Genomic DNA, 18,446 nt, shown 5'->3' with positions numbered 1-18,446 from the left:
CCGCGCCCCAGCGCGTCGCGGGTGGTGGGGGGGGGCCCCCCGCGGGGCGCCCCCCCCCCGGCGGGGGGCCCCACTTCCGGGCCTGTCACCCGGAGCTCTCGACCACGGCCGGGAAAGCCCGTCCGCCCGCATTCCGGACCTGTCCCCGGAGGGCCGGACGCCCGGCCGGACACACAGCGGTGGGGGGGGCGGCCGCCGCGGGGCCGGGGCCGCGGGCGGTTCGGGGTTGGGGGGGCGGGGGTGGCCCGCGGGGGGGCCGGGGGCGGGGCCCCCGCGGGCCCCGGTCCGGCGGTCCCGTCAGGAGACCGCCTCGGGCCAGCCGTATCCGGGACCGGTGTGCTGGGGTACGGTCCCCGCGCCCACCGCTTCCATCTCACGGTTGGCCTCTCGCATCAGCTGGCCTGCCAGGTCCTTCATGGCCCGGCTCGCGGCGAGCTCGTCGCCGATGGCCGGTACGTCCACGTCCGACGGGTTGCACCGTGCGCTGCCGTGGCCGGTGAGGGTCGACGTGCCAGTGTTCAGATGCGCCTCGGCCTTGGTCCTGCCGTCCTCTTCGACCAGTTCCAGGCCGACCGTCCACTCAAGGGTCCGTGTCATGGTCTGCCTCCTCGCACCGTCGGGACGCGTGAGACCGCCGTGCGTCCCTTCCTACTCCCAGGATCCATCGCCGCGCGCGGGGGCGCGCGGCGACGGGCGGCCGATCGCGTCAGCTCTTGACGCGGACGCGGTTCCGGGGGGCCGGGGAGATCGTCTTGTGGGCCCTGAGGTAGTCCACGAAGCTCTCGTGGTCGGCGCCGTTGCGGACGGGGGTGGTGTAGCCGGCGAAGGCGCTGTAACCGTCGGCTCCGATGACGGTGTACGCGAGCGCGGCCACCCGGTAGGTGCGTGCGGGGTCCAGCGGCTTGCCGTTGATCAGCACGTCGCGGGGCGACACGCGGTCGCCGGCCGGCCGCGCCGGGTTGTACGCGTACGAGACGTTGCGGGACACCGCGAGCGGGGCGGCCTTCACCGTCCCGTCGGCCTGCTTCTGCCACTGCTGCTCGAGGATCGCCTCCAGCTGACGTCCCTTCACTCCGACGGTGAGGACCGGATTGCCGTAGCCGTAGACGCTCCACGACTCGCCGAACAGGACGCGGCCGTCCGCGTCGCCGGGGAGGCTTCCCTTGGCGTACGGCAGGTCGCCGCGTACGGCGTTGCTGCCCTTGGCGGGGCGCGCAGCGATCAGGGCGAGATCGGCCTGCCCCTGCCGGGTGCGGTTGGCGTTCCAGTACTGCACGTCGGCGTACAGGTCGGCCGCCGTGCTCTCGCCCGCGGCGTTCGGCGTGCGGGTGAAGGAGCCGGTCTGCTTGGCGAGCGGTTCGGCGGAGCGCTGGGCGCCGCGCGCGGACCAGTAGTCGGCGATCTTCTGGACGTCGCGGTCCGGCGCCACGTTGCGCGTCACCGCATGGTTGACGGACCGGGTGCGGTTCCTCAGCACCTCGCCCGTCCTCGGATCGAGGGACAGGTTGATCTCGCTGATCAGTGCGCCGTGATTGCCGGCTTCCACGACCGGGCGCGGCACGCCGGCCGGGTCGGGCACCATGCAGTTGAAGCGGGAGTGCCAGTCTCCGGTGACCACCGCGTCGATCTCGGGCGTGACCTTCTTCGCCAGTTCGATCACCGGCCCGTAGGCGGAGTCGCACTCGTTGTAGCCGGAGGTCGTGGCGGACTTCGGCGAACCGCCTTCGTGCACGTTGAGGACGATGGCCTCGACCCCGCGTCGCTTGAGCTCACTGGTGTAGCGCTCGATGGTCTGCGCCTGGTCGAGGGCGCGCAGTTGCGGCTGGTAGGACGTCGAGCCGGTGACGGAGGCTTCCAGCGTGGTGCTGATGAAGCCGACCGGGACGCGCTTCCCGCCGGGGGCGCTGAACCACTCGATACGGTACGGATCCACGATCGGGCGACCCGTCTGCGAGGAGACGATGTTGCCGGACTGGAAGTCGAAGTCGGCCCCGTGGAAGCGGCGTCCGGTGGAGTCCGTGAAGCAGCTGTCCACGTCGACCTTGCCGAAGCACTGGCCATCTTCGATGTGCTTGACGAGGAAGTCCGGGGACACGTCCAGTTCGTGGTTGCCCACCGCCGAGAAGCGCAGGCCCAGCTTGTTGAGGACCTCGATCGTCGGCTCGTCCTGGAAGGCGTCCACTTCGAAGGGCCAGCCGGCGAAGCTGTCACCGGTGGCGAAGAAGACGGAGTTGGGGTGGCCCGACCGCAACTGCTTGAGGTGGGTCGCGAGATAGGCGGCGCCGCCGACGGTGACCGAGGTACCGCGGCCCGCGGGGATGGTTCCGCCCTGTGCGGCGGTGGGCGGCTGGAGGTAGCCGTGGAAGTCGGTGATGCTGAGGAGTTGGACATCGACAGTGTCGTCTGCGGCGGCCGGTGAGACGGACAGCGCGCCGCCGAAGAGGGCGGTGCCCGCGGCGATGACGCCGATCCGGCGAAGGACGTTTCTCAAGGCGATGACTCCTTCGGAGTGGGACGAGCAAACTCATCTCAGCTCCGTCCGATGTCATGGCCATGAACGTCGCACTGCGCTCCAAGGCATGGGGAATGACCGCTTCAGCGAAGCGCGGCCAGGTGTGCGGACAACCGGAACGCAGGTTGTCCGGAGGCCCAACTGCCGTGGTCTCAGGCCCGAAATCGGGTCTCGTCGACGATGGGCCGTTCGTCCACGCGCGGGTGAGCGCGCGGTGGCGGCAGGGACGAGAGAGCCGACTCCAGGTCGTCGATCGCGCGCCGCGCCACGGTGATCCGGTCCCGCAGGCGCGCCGTTCCAGGCGCGCGCGGGCGGAGTCCCGAGGATTCCGTCAGGGGGCGGTGAAGAGGCGGGGGAAGCGGGGGCCGAGCCAGGGCTTGCGTCCCCAGCTGAGCGCCCGCCCGGTGGCGATGACGCCCCATGGGTCGGTCCGCCCGAGGCCGAGCAGCAGGAAGGCGACCGGCTCGGTGAGGATCGTGCAGTCCGGCCGCGCCGGCGGCTCGGCGGTGGCCCGCACCGCGCTGTCGGCGACGGTCACGCCGAAGCGGGCACCGCCCCACAGGCGCACGGCGAAGCGTGCGGTGAGGCCGTCCACGGCGGTGGGATCGACGACCCTCGGCATGGCGGTGATCATGAACGGGAGCGTCAGCTCGACCCGGGCCCGGTCGAGCATGTGGGGCCTGCCGAGGGCCAGCGCCAGGTCGTAGCCGTGTCCCAGCATGTGCGTGAGCAGGTACGAGCCGAGCACGGCGGGCCCCATCGGGCCCAGGGGCGTGTCGAGGACCTCCTCGGGGGCGCGTTCCTCGATCGCCGCGAGGAAGGCGTCCGCCCGCTCGGTGATCATCTCGGCGAGGGGCCCGGCCCCCCGCTCGTCGAAGGCCGCGAGGACCACTTCGTTGGCCGCCGCCAGGCTCTGCGGGGTTCCGTCGCCGTGGGTGCGCGCGTGCCCCGCGGCGATCGCCGCCATCAGCTCGTTGGCCTGCGCCAGGTGGGCGGCGGCCTCCCCGACGGTCCAGGTGGACCGGGGTACGGGCAGCCCGGTGTCGGTGGCCTCGCGCAGCACGTCGGCGATGTCCGCGGCTGTTCCGCGTATCGCCTCGGCGAGCCCTTCGGGCAGCACGCCCCACGACCGACCGTCCGGCACTGTCTCCACGCTCGTCTTCCCCTCGGCTCAGGACTCCTTCGGCCGCTTGGCGCGCCGTTCGGCGACAAGGTACGCGATGCCCGGCAGCATGAGCAGGGCGGTGCCCCACAACGGCAGAGCGAGCAGCGTCCTGTCCCCGGCCAGGTCGTCCATGAGGAAGAGGACCGGAAGTCCGACGACGAGCGCCACGACCCAGCCCTTGCGGAAGCCGAGGGAACCTCGGCGCAGTTCGAGCACGACGGTGACGACGCCGATGCTCAGCCAGAAGGCCAGCCGCCCCGCGCTGATGTCCACGACCGTCGTCCAGCCGATGAGGTGCGAGCACAGCAGCAGCGTGCCGACGACGAACGGAATCAGCGCCGCCATCCTCAGCACCCGCCGGTGCAGCGGCATCCGCGCCCTGGCCCAGGACGCGGCGAAGGCCTTGACGTCCCGGCCGACGACGTCCTGCGGGGTGCGGCCGGACGCCGCGGCGTCCTCCAGGTGGGCGGTGAGTTCGGCGAGCATCTCGCGGACGGAGGCGTCGTCGATGCCCCGGTACTCCCAGTTGGTGCGGCAGACCGCGAGCACGCGCTCGTTCGTCATGGTGTCGTTCCCCCGGTGGGTCGTTCGGTCTCGGTCTTCACGGTCGGCTGCTTCGTCCCGGTTCACGGCTGCGTCCCGACGGCCTCGGCCGTCCCCGTCGCGCCGGCCGTGCCGGCGACAATCCGGTCGGCTTGTGTGGCGAACTCCCGCCACACCGCCCTCCCATGGTGCAGCTCGGCCCGGCCTGCCTCGGACAGCCGGTAGTACTTGCGCGGAGCCCCGCCGCTGGACGACGGGGCGCGGTACGACTCGACGAGCCCCGCGCGCTCCATCCTCGCCAGCAGCGGGTAGATGCTGCCCTCGCTCACGAGCTCGAGCCCGCTCTCGGTCAGCGCCTCCACGAACTCGTAGCCGTAACGGGGCCGTTCGGCGATGAGTGAGAGCAGGCAGAGATCGAGGACACCCCGCAGAAGCTGGCTGCGCCGTTGGTCACCGGCCGTCGACAGCTCCTTTGTCATGCGGTGCATGATAGTCACGGACTACCTTGCACCACAAGAAACTCCGGGTCCGGACTCAGTGAGCGCCGAGCATCACGATGCCCCACAGAACCACGGCGATCGGCACCACGACGGCCACCACACCCAGGGCGGTTCCTGCCCATGCGCGGCGTCGGGCGCCGACGGCGACCCCTCCCTTGACGCGCAGCACGTTGACCCCGGCGACGATCGCGCAGATGCCGAGGGGGATGATCAGGTACAGCGGGAAGTACCGGACCATCGGCGGGACGGCCTCGGGCAGCCAGGGGAAGCCGCCCATGGCCACGGCACCGAGGCCGAGGAGCAGCGACGCGACACCGGTCACGCGCGCCGGGCGCCTCGCACCGGACTCCGCCGCGTCTTCGGCCAGGCGGTCGCGCACGCCGGCGGCGACGTGTTGATCAGAACTCATGACACGGAGCCTATGCACCCTGAATTCACGTCGCCTCGGGTCGGCTACTCAGATCGAACCGAGTAGATCGCTCGATCCTGATACGCTCGTAGCCGGTACGAACGTTTCCGATCAGATCGCTCGGGTTGGAGCGATCGCCCCCGCCCCGCCGACAAGTGGAGGCTCGATGCGAAGCCGGGAATCGTACGAGATACGCCAGGAAGTGCCCCACGGGGCGGAACGGCAGGTCGTCGAGATCTACTGGGAGGCGTTCGGGCGCAAGCTCGGCCCCGCGCTCGATCCCCCCGCCAAGGCGAAGTCCTTCCTCTCCGCCCATCTCCACCGCGACCGCGGCATCACCGCGCTGGTCGACGGGCGGGTGGTCGGCGTGGCCGGGTACAAACTGGGCGGCCGTGGACTGACGGGCGGCGGGGCGCGGGACGTCCTGTCCGCGTACGGGCATCTCGCCGGTCTGCCACGGCTGGCGCTGCTCGCCCTCCTCGACCGCACACCCGCCAAGGGTGAACTCCTCATGGACGGCATCGCGGTCGACCCGGGACAGCGCGGCACCGGGATCGGCAGCCTGCTGCTGCGCGAGATCGCCGCCGTGGCCGCCGCGAACGGCTGCCGCCGGATCCGGCTGGACGTGATCGACGTCAACCCGCGGGCCCGCGCCCTGTACGAACGCCACGGCTTCAAGGCCGTTCACACCGAGCGGACGCCCTACCTGCGCCGACTGCTGGGCTTCGGCGCCGTCACCACGATGCACCGACCCGTCACGGCCGCCGATCGCGCGTACGCCGGCGCCACCGGTGCCGGTCCCGGTAGCGATGACGCCGCCGCTACGGGCCGTACCGCCGACGAGCCCGCCGGAACGGGGGACGAAGAGGCCCGATGAGCAACGACCGCTCCACGCCCGCCGCACTCGTCCCGAAGCCGGAGGTCTCCACACGGCTGCTGGTGCACGCCCTCGTCCGCGCGGACGCCACCGTCGACGCCGAGGAGCTGTACACCGTGGCCGGCCTCCTCGGCATGACCGACCAGCAGGTCCGTCTCTGCGTCAAACGCCTCGTCGCCGAGGGCCGGTTCACCCACGAAGGCCGTGGGCGCAAGGCCGCGATCCGGGCCGTCGCCGACGTCACCGGCTCCCTCGCGCCCGACGCGGCCCATGTCCGTCACGCGTACCGTCAGGACCGGGGGCTGGCACCGTGGGACGGCACCTGGCATCTGTTCGCCTTCGCCATCCCCGAATCCAGCAGAGCGGCCCGCGACACGCTGCGCGACACCCTGCTCCACCTGGGCGCAGCCCCCGTCCAGAACGGCCTGTACGTCAGCGCCAACCCCATCGACAAGCTGGTCGAGACCCACGCCCGCCACCTCGGCGTACACGGCTCCGTCACTTTCCTCACCAGTACGGACCTCCGCGTCGGCGACATGGGCGACGGGCCGGCTCTGGCGGCCGCGCTGTGGCCGCTCGGCGAGATCGCCGCCCGCCACGAACGGCTCGCCGCCTTCGCCGCCTCCTGCCTCGACCGCCTGGACGGCGCAGTCGAGTCGTCGGACGCCGAACGACTGACCATGGCCGTGGAACTGGCCGCCGAGTTCGCGGGCGCCATGCACCCCGATCCGCTCCTGCCACCCGAGCTCCTCCCCCGACCATGGCCCGGCAGCCGTGCCCGCGAGCTGACCGCCTCGTGCTGGACCGCCCTGCTCGACGCCCGCTCCACGCCCACCACCCGCGGGGCCCGCGGCGCCCCCCGTCCCTTGCCGCGTCTCTTCGAGCTCTACAGCGACGCGTTCCGCGTATGACGGGGCCGGCAGGCATCCGCCGGGTACGACCCTCCGACTCAACGGCTGTTCGAACACCGCTAGGGTTTCCGCCAGTCATACGGCGGACAGTTGAGCACCACGGGAGTCGGGAACGTGCAGACGGGTACGGGGACGAGTTCGGGCACGTTCCAGCCGCTCGGGGACGACGATCCGCGCACGGTCGGGGCCTACCGGCTCGTCGCGCGGCTCGGGGCCGGCGGCATGGGGCGCGTCTACCTCTCGTACACGCCCGGCGGGCGACCCGTCGCCGTGAAGGTCATCCGTCCGGAGCTGGCCGACGACCCCGACTTCCGCGAGCGGTTCCGCCAGGAGGTCACCAACGCCCGTCGTGTCCAGGGTGTGTGCACCGCGCCCGTCCTCGACAGCGACACGGAGGGCCCCACGCCCTGGCTCGCCACCGCCTACGTGCCCGGGCCCTCCCTCGCCGAAGCCGTCAGGCGGCACGGTCCGCTGCCCATGTCCACGGTGCTGCTGCTGACGGCGGGGGTCGCGGAGGCGCTCCAGGACATCCATCGGGCCGGGATCGTGCACCGCGACCTCAAGCCGTCGAACGTCCTGCTCGCCCTCGACGGGCCCCGGGTCATCGACTTCGGCGTGGCGCGTGCGGCGGACGCCACCGCCCTGACCCACAGCGGGTCCGCCATCGGGACGCCCGCCTTCATGGCACCCGAACAGGCGCTCGGCGGTGAGATCACCGGGGCGGCCGACGTGTTCGCGCTCGGCCAGATAGCGGCGTTCGCCGCGACCGGCGTGGGCGCCTTCGGTGACGGACCCTCGCACGGGATCCTGTACCGCATCGTGCACGAGCAGCCGCAGCTCGGTGAACTCCCGGATAAGATAAGCGAGTTGGTCGCAGGTTGCCTGCACAAGGTGGCCTCCGAGCGGCTCACCCCGGCCGACGTCATCCGGCTGTGCGCCGCCGCCGACCCGGACGGCGGTCTGCGTCGCTCCGAGAGCTGGCTGCCGGCGTCGGTGGCCGGGCAGCTCGCCCGACACGCCGTCCACGAGCCTCGGCCGGAGCCCGAGCGGGCGGAGCGGTCGCCGTCGGCGCCGTCGCGGTCGGAGCAATCGCAGTCGGAGCAGGCCCCGTCGGCGCCCGCGCCGGACGACACGATGGCCCTGCGCCTCCCCCACCAGGGCGCGGCCCCGCAACCCGGCGCGGCCCCTGTCCCGGGCGGCCGGACCGCCGGCACCTTCGGTCCGCCCTCCCCCGGTGTGCCGATGCCCGGCCCCGCCGCGGGCCTCCCCGCCGGTGCGTTCGGCGGACCGGCCTCCCCCGGCGTCTCGCCGTACTCCGCGCCGACCGGTCCCGGTCGTCTGGGCCCCGAGCCCCGGCGCCGTACCAAGCGGCGGGGGCTGGTCACGGCCGGGGCGGTCGTCCTGACCGCCGCCACGGTCACCGGGGCGCTGTTCCTGTCGGGCGTCCTGCGCCCAGGCGAGCAGGCCGACGAGGCGAAGGGTCAGGTGGGGCAGGCGTCGAGCCCGACGGCCGAGCAGCACCCGACCGGTACCGGTGGGCCGTCGGCGCCGCCGTCGAAGAGCCCGGAGGCGTCCACGTCGGCGTCCTCGTCCCCGTCCGCCCCCCACACCACTCCTCCCGCCTCGGCCGAGCCGACGGCGTCCCGTCCGCCGGCCGCCTCCAGCAAGCCGTCGGCCACCACGGCCCCGCAGCCGCCCGCCACCACGTACGGCGGCATTCGCATGAGGACCAAGCAGGACCTGTACCTGGCCGACCGTCCCGTACGGGCCAAGGCGGACGCGGGCACCATCGACGAGGACCTCACCTACGCGGTGTACTCCTCCGGCGCCGTCGTGGCCCCCGGCTCCACCAGCCGCAGCCAGCTGACCCGGCTCGCGCCCCGCGCCGCGGGGACGCTGCAGTCGTGTCTCGCCCAGACCGGCAGCGAGAAGTGCGTATGGGTCAGGGACCTCGCCGTCGGCGACCGGCTGTGCCTGATCAGCGGCACCGGCCACGTCGGCCTCATCACCTTCCGGGGCACCGCGCCGTCGCCCGGCACGACCGACTACATCACGGTGGACGTCAAGGTCTGGCGCGACGCGGTGAATCCGGTGGGTGGCTGACCGACGGCACCGGTCGGCGCCCTGCGCCGAGAAGATCCACTGGCCTCGGCGACGGCTTCGGCGGGCGGGCCCGCTCCCTCACGCGATGCCCAGTCGGCCCACCAGGCCGCCGTGGACGAGCGCCGTCCCGTCCGCGGGCCGGACCGCGGTCCAGGAGGCCCCGACGGCAAGCACCGTGGCCGCGCTCGCGACGCCGAGGACCGCGCCCGCGGCCACATCGCCGGGGTAGTGCACGCCGGTGTGCACGCGGGAGTAGCCGACGGCGCTCGCCAGCACTCCGAGCGGTACCGCGGCCACGGGCAGGACGACTCCGACGGCGGTGGCGAACGCGACGGCCGACGCGGTGTGTCCGGAAGGGAACGAGGCGGAGGCCGGCATGGGGACGTGCCGGCCGACGGCCACCCGGGCCGCCTCCCGGTCGGGACGCCTCCGGCGGACCACACGCTTGCCGACCAGATTGGCCACGGCCGAGGCCACGGCGATCGCCCCGACCCCCGCGAGCGCCGCCCGTCGGGGGCGACCGGGGACGACGGCGAGCGCGGCGGCGACCGTGAGGGAGATCTTGGAGTGGTCGGCCGCCGTGGACAGCCGCCGCAGCCCCGTGTCGAGCGTGGGCGTGGGGGTCGCGGCCACCGCCGCGTACACGGCGCCGTCGACGACGCGCAGGTCGTGGAGCGCGGCAGCGACGGTCCGCCGCAGAGCCCGGGGCCCGCGCCGCCCCTCCGTCCCCACGGAGGGACCGTTCGTGTCCTCCTCCCGCGCGGGGCTCACCGCGCACGTCCCAGGGCGAGTGCGGTGACCCACCGCCAGTTCAGGGGCGAGCTCGGTGCCACGGTCCCGGGCCGGTGGCGCGGCACGAGGACGCGCAGGGCACGCGGACGAACGGAACAGACGACGGGCGTGGGCAGGGTCAGTGCCTCACCGTCCACCGCGACGGGAACGGTGTCGGTTCCGGCCGTGACCTCCACCCGGCGCGCCGTCAGGAGGTTGAGTCCCTGCGAGCGCCGTCCGCGCACGGCGAGGTCGGCCGCATGGGCCACGCCCTCCACACGGAGGGCGATCACACCGAGCTTCCCGCGGTCGAGCCGCGCCCGGAGGCCTGAGGCCATCAAGTCCGGTGCGGCATAGGGGTTGTTCGTGACCAGGATCGCCTGCTGTCCGGCGAGCTGTTTCTCACCGGTGGTCGCGTCGAGGCGCCGGCTGCTCTCCCGGAGCAGATCGGGCAGGAGGTTGAGGATGGTCTCCGCCTTCGCATCGCGGTACTCGGGACGCTGCACGATGTCCGCGTACACCCCGAACGACACCGTGTTGACGAAGGGCCGGCCGCTGACGAGGCCCAGGTCGATCCGGAGTTCCTCACCATCGGTCAAGGCGTCCAGACACCGGGACGGGTCCGTACGGTCGAGTCCGAGGTCCATGGCGAAGTGGTTGCGCGTACCCGCGGAGATCACCAGGAAGGGCAGATCGTGCTCGGCGGCCACCCCGGCGACCAGCGCCTGGGTGCCGTCACCGCCCGCCACCCCGAGCAGATCCGCTCCGTCGGCGACGGCCTCGCGGGCCAGCGCCACCACGTCGGTCCCGCCCTGGGTGTCGAGCAGATGCACCGTGGCACCCATCTGCTGAGCGCGCTCCACGAGTCCGAAGCGGCCGACCTTGCCGCCGCCGGACTTCGGGTTCATGATCAGGACGGGCCTGCGCGGCTGCGGCCGCGTCTTGCCGCGCATCACGTAGGACTTGCCGGTGGCGCGCATCGCGGCCCGGGCGCAGATCAGGGCCAGGGCGTACAGCGCGAGCGCGATCAACGCGTTGCCCCAGACACCCTTCTGGACGTAATGGATCAGCACGCCCACGGGTGCCGCGACCGCCAGCAGCGCGCCGAGCAGCCGGAGCGGTCCCCGGCCGGCGACCAGCCACCACAGCCCCACGGCGGTGACGACGAAGCCGCCGAGCCCGGTCAGCAGGACTATCGGCCCAGCCTGACCCAGCGCCAGGAACAACACGACGACCGCCGCCGTGAGCGCCAGCAGCGCACAGCGCGCCAGGAGCCGGGCCGCACCCCTATGCCGTCCGGAACCACGCACCGGTACCACCTCCTGTCCCAGCCTGCCCCACTCGGTCCTGTCCGGCTCCCCGGACGGCGCCGTTAGGGAGACGCTATCTCGTCGCCAAGGCCGGGCCGTCCCAGCCGTGGAGGTGGGTGCCGATCGTGAGGAACGCCTGGACGAGGGGGACCTGAGGGACGTTTGGGGAGACGACCTGGGAGGCGTAGTGGACGATCACCAGGTCGAGCGCGGGAGAGATGAAGAGGCGCTGGCCGTGGATGCCGCTGGCCATGAAGGATCCGTAGGGGTCGTTCGGGATCCACCAGAGGTCGTGGTACGAGAGCGTCGCGGGCGCGTCGGTGGGTGCGGCGGGGAAGGGTACGCGGCGGGGGTAGCCGTCGGGGACACCGGAGACGATGGTGGAGGTGACCGCCTCGGGGATGATCTGGCGATCGCCGATCGCGCCGCCGCAGCGGATCATCTCGCCGAGTCGGGCCAGGTCGCGGGCTGTGGCGCTGAATCCGCCGCAGGCGGCCTCGGAGCCTTCGGAGTCGAGGAGGTAGTACGCGTCTTCCTCGGCGCCGATGCGGGACCAGATCATCTCGGACAGCAGGGCCGAGATGGTGGTGCCGGTGACGCGGCGCAGGACCTCGGCGAGGGCTTCGACGTTGCCGTTCTCGTAGCGGAATTCGGTGCCCGGCTCGGCGGTCGCCCGGGCGGTGGCGAGGTGTTCGCGGATCGTTGCCGGCCCGGTGTAGCCGTAGGGGCGCAGTCGGGGGGCGAGGACGGCGAAGTAGCGCTGGGCTTCGAGTGCCTTGTCGTAGGGGCGGCCCGCGTAGCTCATCTGGGTGCCCATGTGGAGGAGGTGGTCCACCTGGGCGTCTTTCGAAGGCGGTGCCGGCGAGCTCGGGGACGTACGTGGCGACGTGGGCGCCGCGGTCGAGCTGCCCGTCGTGGGCGAGGGCCGCGGCGACGAGGCCGAGGTAGGACTTGGCTGCCGAGGCGTTGAAGTGCGGGACATGAGGCTCGTACCCGTGGAGGTACTGCTCGTGTACGAGGAGGCCGCGGTGCATGACCAGCAGCGCGTCGGTCTCGGCCCGGGCGAGCAGCTCCGTGAGGGAGAGGGACCGGCCGTGTGGTCCCGTGAACGCGAGGCCGTCTAGGGCGCCGGCCCGCGCGGCGGGCAGCGTGGACGCCCTGCCGGAGCCCCGCCAGACACGGCGGCTCGGAACGAGCTCCCGACCGGAGGTCGTGTGGCGTCGGGCCCAGGCGGGATCGGTGTATCCCCGTGCCCACACGAGGTCACCCAGCGAGGAAATGCCTGTCATGCGTCCGCTCCGCTCCGTCGATCGTGTTCGATCATGCGCCTACTGGGGCCGATACCGTACACGGTGTCTGATAACTCGACCAGAGTCGGTCGGGGAAGCGGGCGGGCCGCGAGGTTCAGGGGGTGAGGTCGAGGGCTCCTGGGGCGTCGGACGGGGCGAGGCCAGTCGCCCAGACCCGGCCGTAGACCGACAGATCACGCAGGTGGGCGGTGATCTCGGCGGCGCTGTACCCGGTGTCGTTCTCCACCCACCAGGTCAGCAGGCCGATGAGTTCGCCGGTCCACGCGCGGGCGACGACGTCGAGCGGGATCCTCGGCGTCACGGCGAGCTGGTCGGTCCGCGCACGGAAGGCCGCCTCGGCGTGTGCGCAGATGAGGTCCGTGAACTCGCGCAGGGCCCGGCCGTCACCCTCGCCCCGCAGGACGACCCGGTAGACGGGCTTCTCCTGTTCGGCGTGTTCGAAGATGTACTTCACCGGCAGTCCGGTGAACCCCTCCGCGTGTGCCTGCCGGACCGCCGGCAGGAGGCGTTCGCGGTCCTCCGCGAGGTCACGGACGATGCCGACCAGGAGGTCTTCCTTGTCGCGGTAGTGCGCGTAGAAGGTGGCGCGGCCGACGTCGGCGCGTTCGGTGATCTCCTCGACCGTGATCGCCTGGAATCCCTTCTCCAGGACGAGTTCGACCAGCGCCTGGCGCAGTGCGGCCCGCGTCCTGCGGACGCGGCGGTCTCCCGCTGGCTTCATGTCCACTTCGTTTCCTTCTCCTCCGAACCGTTGACCTGACCCTAACGCTGCCTTTACGTTGCCGCGCACCAAGCTTGTTACCGAACACACTGTTCGGAATCTCTGGAGGTGCGATGAACCTCGGGCGTTACGTACGCCGGACTGCCGGCCACCAACCCGACGCCGAGGCCGTGGTCTGCGGACCCGTCCGGCTGACCTACGCGGAACTCGACGACCACAGCGACCGGCTCGCGACGGCGCTGCGCGCGCATGGCCTGAGCCGGGGCGACCGGGTGGCGACACTCGCCGCCAATCGCGCGGAACTGGTCGTCACAGAAGTCGCCCTCTACAAAGCGGGCCTGGCCCGCGCGCCGATCAACGCCAGGCTCGGCGCCGCCGAGGTCGCCCACCTCCTCGCGGAGTCCGACGCACGGGTGCTGCTGACGGACGCCGCCCATCTGGAGATCGCCGGCGCGGCGGTGCCCGGCTCGGGGGTGAAGACCGTCATCGGCTACGACGGTCCGAGCGCGCTCGGCCCTGGCTATGCCGAGACCCTCGCGGGCACCGAGCCGGAGCCGGTCGACACGGAATGCGGTGAGGGTGACATCGCCGTCCTGCACTTCACCTCCGGCTCCACCGGCAAGCTCAAGGCGGCGATCCAGACGTACGGCAACCGGCTGGCGCTGCTGCGCAAGTCGACGATGGGCCCCGACACGAGGGTCGGTCCCGGGGGCCGGCAGATCCTGGCCGGGCCGGTCACCCATGCCTCCGGAATGCCGCTGATGGGCATCCTCTTCGCCGGCGGTTGCGCGATCGTGCTGCCGCGCTGGGACGCCGAGGAGTTCCTCGCCACCGTCCAACGGGAGCGCGCCACCCACGCCTTCGTCGTTCCCACCATGGTCAACACGGTGCTCGCGCTGCCGAACGCCCGCGACTACGACCTCACCAGCCTGCGCCAACTCATCTACGGCGCCGCGCCGATGTCACCGGCACGGATCCGGGCCGCCTGGGAGCTCTTCGGCCCCGTGCTCTCCCAGGGGTACGGCTGCGGCGAGACGACCTCGGGCGTGCTCTTCCTCTCCACCGAGGACCACCGGCGCGCGGTCGAGGGCGAGGACGAGGAGCTGCTGCTGTCCTGCGGCCGTCCGCTCGCCGAGGCCGAGGTCGCCATCGTCGACGACGGCGGAAAGCCCGTCGCCGACGGGGAGATCGGCGAGATCGCCGTCCGCGGGCCCGATGTCGTCCCCGGGTACCACAACGAGCCGGAGCTCACGGCGGAGACGTTCCGGGACGGGTGGTTCTGCACCGGCGACCTCGCCCGTCGCCGCTCCGACGGCTACGTCTTCATCGTCGACCGCAAGAAGGACATGATCATCTCCGGCGGCTTCAACATCTACGCCGTCGAGGTCGAAGCCGTCCTGCACCAGCACCCCGACGTCTACGAGGCCGCCGTCGTCGGCGTTCCTGACGAGCGGTGGGGCGAGGCCGTCAAGGCCGTCGTCGTCCCCAGGGACGGTGCTGTACTCACCGAGGCCGAGCTCATCGACTTCTGTGCCGAACGCCTCGCCCGCATGAAGAAGCCCCGCTCCGTCGACTTCACCGACGCGCTGCCGCACAACGCCAACGGCAAGATCGACCGCCGCGCGATCCGCGAGCGCCACTGGGCAGGCGCCGAGCGCCGCGTCCACTGACTCCACGAACAGGAACGACAACCCCATGCCCTACACCCTCGAACCCTCCTACGACGACAACCCGCGTCTGCAGGACCTCGTCGTCCGTCTGCGCGCCTACCTGCGGGACGAGCTCATCCCCTACGAGCGCGAGCACGGCATCACCCCGGAGACCAGGCTCGACCGCACCACCCTCGAACACGTCTGGAAGCGCAGCGCGGAACTCGGCTTCTACGGCATCAGCCTGCCCCCCGAGCTCGGCGGGCAGGGCCTGAGCTTCTACGAACTGTGCGCTCTGAAGGAGGAGCTGACCGCCTCCGGTGCCGCTCTCTCCCACTCGGTCCTCGGCGACATGGGCGGTCCGCTGCGCGTCGGCGCGATCGTGAAGTACGCCACCGAGGAGCAGCTGGAGCGCTACCTGCTGCCCGTCGTCCGCGGCGAGCGGGCGTGCTGCTTCTCCATCACGGAGGAGGACGCCGGCTCCGACGTACGCCGGATGACGACCACCGCCACCCCGGACGGGGATGCCTACGTCCTCAACGGCAAGAAGGTGTTCAGCTCCGCGGCCCCCTTCGCGGACTTCGCGATCGTCGTCGCCCGCATGGCCGGCTCGGAGGAGGCGTACAGCGCCTTCCTCGTCGACCTGGACACCCCCGGCTGTCAGGTCCTCGACGGCGAAGTCCCCATGTCCGGACAGCAGATGGAGGGCGACCTCGTCTTCGACGACTGCCGGATCCCCGCGGCGAACCTGCTCGGTGAGATCGGCCAGGGCCTGCGGATCGGTATCGGGCGCATCACCCTCAACCGCCTGCTGCACTGCCCGTCCCTCATCGGCGCCGCCCGCCGCGCCTGGGACCTGTCGGTGGAGTACGCCGTGAACCGCGTCGTCTTCGGTCAGTCGCTCCTCGCCCACCAGGCCATCCATCACAAGATCGCCGAGATGGCCACCGAGATCTACGCCGCCCGCGCGATGGTGATGACGACCGCCACCACGGCCGACCGTGGCGACAACGTCTCCGTCGAGGCCAACATGTGCAAGCTGTTCACCTCCGAGGCATGCTTCCGCGTCGCCGACCAGGCCGTACAGATCCACGGCAAGGCCGGCCTGACCCGCGGCCACGAGGTCGAGCAGATCTTCCGCACCCTGCGGATGTTCCGGATCGTCACGGGAACCACCGAGATCCACAAGAACGCCATCGCCAAGGGCCTGATCTGACGGACCCCTTGGTGCCCAGGGCGGTGCCGCGGGCCCCCGCTTCGGTGAGCGGGCCTGCGGCCACGGGGGACCGCCGCCCGCCCGTACGACCCGCCTGCTCCACCCGCATCCGCAGGAGTCGCCCCATGGCACCCCGTACCGCCGCGCCGTCCCGGCACACCGCTGCCCCCGCATATGACGGCCGCAGAGCCTGGCTCATCACGGCGATGATCGTGACCTTCATGGTCATCAACTTCGCCGACAAGTCGGTCCTCGGCTTCGCCGCCGTTCCGATCATGGAGGAACTCGATCTCAGCAACAGCACCTACGGCCTGGTCTCCAGCTCCTTCTACTTCCTTTTCAGCCTCTCCGGACTCCTCGTCGGCTTCCTCTCCACCCGGATCTCCAGCCGGGTTCTGCTGTTCGGCATGACCCTGCTGTGGGCCGTGGCCCAACTCCCGGTCCTGTTCCTGGCATCGGTCCCGACCCTGATGGCCGGCCGTATCCTGCTCGGCGCCGCCGAGGGACCGGCGGCGTCCATGTCCATGCACGCCCTGTACAAGTGGTTCCCGCCGGAGCGCCGCGGCCTGCCCTCGGCCCTCCAGATCGGCGGTGCGGCCCTGGGTACCCTCATCGCGGCACCCGTGGTCACCTGGCTGATCGAGGGATTCGGCTGGCGCTCGGCCTACGCCGTCCTCGCGGCGGTCAGCGCGGCCTGGGCACTGCTGTGGTGGCGCGTCGGCCACGACGGCCCGTACGACCACAAGCGCATGGCCACCGAATCCAGTGGGCCCGGACTGCCCTACCGCAGGATCCTGCTGACGGGCACCGTGCTCGGCAGCGTCTCCAGTGCCTTCGGCGCGGCGTGGGCGCTGTCCCTCAGCCATGCCTGGCTGCCCGCCTACTTCAGGACGCAGTTGGACATGTCGGCGGAAGCCGCCGCGACCACCATCAGTGTCATCTCCGGCTTCGGGCTGATGCTGCTTCTGGCGGTCTCCCCGTTCGTGGACGCGTTGAAGTCCCGGGGGGTGACCAGCCGTTGGTCCGGCGGTGCGGTGCAGAGCATCGCCGTGTGCGGGGCGGGGTGCGCGATGGCGGCGTTCCCGTTCGTCGACGTGTCCGGTCCGCGGCTCGTACTGATCGCGCTTGCCTTCGGCGGCACCGCGATCGCCATCCCCCTCCACTACATGACGACCGCCGAGGTCGTCCCCCCTGCCCAGCGCGGAGCCGTCTTCGGCATCGTCGCCGGCGTCGGCACCCTGCCGGGACTCGTGGCGCCGTTCCTGACCGGCCATCTCATCGACGCGGCCGACACCCCGTCCGCCGGCTACACCACCGCCTTCCTCACTGCCGGTGCGGTGATGCTCATGGCAGGCGCCTTCGCCCTCGCGGCGATCCGGCCGGAGCGGGACGCGCGGCGCCTGGGGCTCGTAGGCGGGCCTCAGACGTCGGGGTAGGCGCCCCGTACGGCCTTGCGTTCGGATGATTCGGCGTCCGACGGCGCGGGACCGTGCCGCCGGTGACGGCCTTGACGGCCTGTCCCGCTCCCGAGCCGGCGCCGTCGGCGACCCTGATGGGTCGTCAATCAGCCGACCGCTCCAGCTTGCTTCTCGCCCGGTCGGCGGCACGGTGGGCGTCCCGTGCCGCGCGGCCGGCCTCCTTCGCGGCCTTCTCGGCCTCGGCCGCCGCGTCCCGCGCGGCGCGTTTCGCCTGCTCGGCCTCCTTCAGCTGCCGCTCCAGCTCGGTGACGCTCTCGTCCGCCGCGACAACCTCGGCCTGCGCGGAGCTTCGCTCTTCCTCGGCCGCGTGGAGTGCTTCGTCGCGGGCGCGGGCCTCCGCGGCGGCCGCCTCGGCCTCCGTACGAGCCCGCTCGCGGCGCTCCGCCTCCGCTGTGCTCGCATGCTTCGCCGCGGGCTTCGGGGACTTCGCGGGCTTTGAGGGCTTGGCGGACTCCGACCGGGGAACGGCGACCTCGGGAACCACCTCGCCGAAGCCGACCGGGACCGCGGGTGCCTTGACGAGCCTGCCCGTCGCCCACTGCTCGGCGATGTCGGAGCTGGCGAGGACGGCGTGGAAGATCTGTTCGACGTCGTGGAGGACCGCGTCGCTGACCGGCTGTCCGGCGTCGCGCGCCGGCCCGGCCGCCTCGCGGGCGAGCGCGGCGACGACCTTGTGCCGCTGCCCGCTCGCTTCCCGCATCTTCGCCGGGTCGAGCGTGCGGTGGGCCTCCCGGAGGGTCTCGCCGAGCGCGAGCAGTCGATCGACGTCCGACCGCCGTTCCCGTACGAAGAGATTCGACACCCACGCCGCCGTCGTCGGGCGCCGCAGACCCGAGACCGCCTTCACGGCGTCCGTGTCCCCCTCCTTGCGGGCCTCGGCGACGTACGCGTCACGGGCGGCGGTGAACTCCTCGGGCCGCAGCCCGTACAACTCCTCGATGACCTGCTCGACGTCCACGCCTCCACTATCC

Annotated in this window: 18 protein-coding genes; 7 read left to right on the top strand and 11 right to left on the bottom strand. The window is 72.1% G+C overall.

Annotated features, from left to right (window positions below):
• Positions 1–297: 297 nt before the first annotated feature.
• From ACFVZW_RS00970 to ACFVZW_RS00945, 6 genes are all read right to left on the bottom strand, one after another.
• A complete protein-coding gene (locus tag ACFVZW_RS00970) occupies positions 298–597 on the bottom strand; it encodes a DUF1876 domain-containing protein (protein ID WP_362016706.1) in 300 nt (99 codons plus the stop codon).
• A 109-nt stretch (positions 598–706) separates the two neighbouring features.
• Positions 707–2,491 (bottom strand): bifunctional metallophosphatase/5'-nucleotidase, encoded by a 1,785-nt coding sequence (locus tag ACFVZW_RS00965; protein ID WP_384514797.1) that lies wholly within the window; start codon positions 2,489–2,491, stop codon positions 707–709.
• A 352-nt stretch (positions 2,492–2,843) separates the two neighbouring features.
• Positions 2,844–3,665 carry a maleylpyruvate isomerase family mycothiol-dependent enzyme gene (locus ACFVZW_RS00960; protein WP_384514795.1) on the bottom strand — a complete coding sequence of 274 codons (822 nt, stop codon included), beginning with the start codon at positions 3,663–3,665 and terminating at the stop codon, positions 2,844–2,846.
• A gap of 18 nt (positions 3,666–3,683) precedes the next feature.
• Complete coding sequence (locus ACFVZW_RS00955) at positions 3,684–4,241, bottom strand: hypothetical protein (RefSeq protein ID WP_384514792.1); 558 nt, start codon at positions 4,239–4,241, stop codon at positions 3,684–3,686.
• 62 nt (positions 4,242–4,303) lie between these two features.
• Entirely contained in the window at positions 4,304–4,699 is a 396-nt protein-coding gene (locus ACFVZW_RS00950; RefSeq protein ID WP_384514789.1) for a PadR family transcriptional regulator, read from the bottom strand.
• A 55-nt stretch (positions 4,700–4,754) separates the two neighbouring features.
• Positions 4,755–5,129 carry a hypothetical protein gene (locus ACFVZW_RS00945; RefSeq protein WP_384514787.1) on the bottom strand — a complete coding sequence of 125 codons (375 nt, stop codon included), beginning with the start codon at positions 5,127–5,129 and terminating at the stop codon, positions 4,755–4,757.
• A 166-nt stretch (positions 5,130–5,295) separates the two neighbouring features.
• Between ACFVZW_RS00945 and ACFVZW_RS00940 the strand changes: the two genes are divergently transcribed.
• From ACFVZW_RS00940 to ACFVZW_RS00930, 3 genes are all read left to right on the top strand, one after another.
• Positions 5,296–6,006, top strand: coding sequence for a GNAT family N-acetyltransferase (locus tag ACFVZW_RS00940; RefSeq protein ID WP_384514784.1), 711 nt, complete (start codon positions 5,296–5,298; stop codon positions 6,004–6,006).
• On the top strand, positions 6,003–6,917 hold the full coding sequence (locus ACFVZW_RS00935; protein WP_384514782.1) for a PaaX family transcriptional regulator C-terminal domain-containing protein: 915 nt from the start codon (positions 6,003–6,005) through the stop codon (positions 6,915–6,917). The genes ACFVZW_RS00940 and ACFVZW_RS00935 overlap by 4 nt, the downstream gene beginning before the upstream one ends.
• Positions 6,918–7,007: 90 nt before the next feature.
• On the top strand, positions 7,008–9,020 hold the full coding sequence (locus tag ACFVZW_RS00930; protein WP_384514779.1) for a protein kinase: 2,013 nt from the start codon (positions 7,008–7,010) through the stop codon (positions 9,018–9,020).
• A 78-nt stretch (positions 9,021–9,098) separates the two neighbouring features.
• Here ACFVZW_RS00930 and ACFVZW_RS00925 read toward each other — a convergent pair whose 3' ends face one another.
• The 3 genes from ACFVZW_RS00925 to ACFVZW_RS00915 all read right to left on the bottom strand — a co-directional run bounded on the left by ACFVZW_RS00925 (position 9,099) and on the right by ACFVZW_RS00915 (position 11,936).
• Positions 9,099–9,752, bottom strand: a complete 654-nt coding sequence (locus ACFVZW_RS00925; protein ID WP_384515036.1) for a phosphatase PAP2 family protein — start codon at positions 9,750–9,752, stop codon at positions 9,099–9,101.
• Between the two features lie 35 nt (positions 9,753–9,787).
• Entirely contained in the window at positions 9,788–11,101 is a 1,314-nt protein-coding gene (locus ACFVZW_RS00920) for a diacylglycerol/lipid kinase family protein (RefSeq protein ID WP_384514777.1), read from the bottom strand.
• A 73-nt stretch (positions 11,102–11,174) separates the two neighbouring features.
• Complete coding sequence (locus tag ACFVZW_RS00915; protein WP_384514775.1) at positions 11,175–11,936, bottom strand: serine hydrolase domain-containing protein; 762 nt, start codon at positions 11,934–11,936, stop codon at positions 11,175–11,177.
• Positions 11,937–12,081: 145 nt separating this feature from the next.
• On the opposite strand from ACFVZW_RS00915, the gene ACFVZW_RS00910 reads away from it, so the two are divergent.
• Positions 12,082–12,225 (top strand): hypothetical protein, encoded by a 144-nt coding sequence (locus ACFVZW_RS00910; RefSeq protein WP_384514772.1) that lies wholly within the window; start codon positions 12,082–12,084, stop codon positions 12,223–12,225.
• A gap of 280 nt (positions 12,226–12,505) precedes the next feature.
• Here the strand turns inward: ACFVZW_RS00910 and ACFVZW_RS00905 are convergent, their stop codons facing one another.
• Positions 12,506–13,138: a TetR/AcrR family transcriptional regulator gene (locus ACFVZW_RS00905; RefSeq protein ID WP_384514769.1), complete on the bottom strand. Its 633-nt coding sequence runs from the start codon at positions 13,136–13,138 to the stop codon at positions 12,506–12,508.
• A gap of 107 nt (positions 13,139–13,245) precedes the next feature.
• Between ACFVZW_RS00905 and ACFVZW_RS00900 the strand changes: the two genes are divergently transcribed.
• From ACFVZW_RS00900 to ACFVZW_RS00890, 3 genes are all read left to right on the top strand, one after another.
• Positions 13,246–14,802, top strand: coding sequence for a long-chain fatty acid--CoA ligase (locus ACFVZW_RS00900; RefSeq protein ID WP_384514766.1), 1,557 nt, complete (start codon positions 13,246–13,248; stop codon positions 14,800–14,802).
• Positions 14,803–14,827: 25 nt separating this feature from the next.
• Entirely contained in the window at positions 14,828–15,997 is a 1,170-nt protein-coding gene (locus ACFVZW_RS00895; RefSeq protein ID WP_384514763.1) for an acyl-CoA dehydrogenase family protein, read from the top strand.
• A 125-nt stretch (positions 15,998–16,122) separates the two neighbouring features.
• On the top strand, positions 16,123–17,433 hold the full coding sequence (locus tag ACFVZW_RS00890) for an MFS transporter (protein WP_384514760.1): 1,311 nt from the start codon (positions 16,123–16,125) through the stop codon (positions 17,431–17,433).
• Between the two features lie 124 nt (positions 17,434–17,557).
• On the opposite strand, the gene ACFVZW_RS00885 is transcribed toward ACFVZW_RS00890, so the two are convergent.
• Positions 17,558–18,433 (bottom strand): hypothetical protein, encoded by an 876-nt coding sequence (locus ACFVZW_RS00885; protein ID WP_384514757.1) that lies wholly within the window; start codon positions 18,431–18,433, stop codon positions 17,558–17,560.
• Positions 18,434–18,446 lie beyond the last annotated feature (13 nt).

Origin of the sequence: Streptomyces sp. NPDC059567 (assembly GCF_042735655.1) — a bacterium.
GTDB lineage: Bacteria > Actinomycetota > Actinomycetes > Streptomycetales > Streptomycetaceae > Streptomyces.
This window is presented reverse-complemented; position numbering and strand designations above follow the sequence as displayed.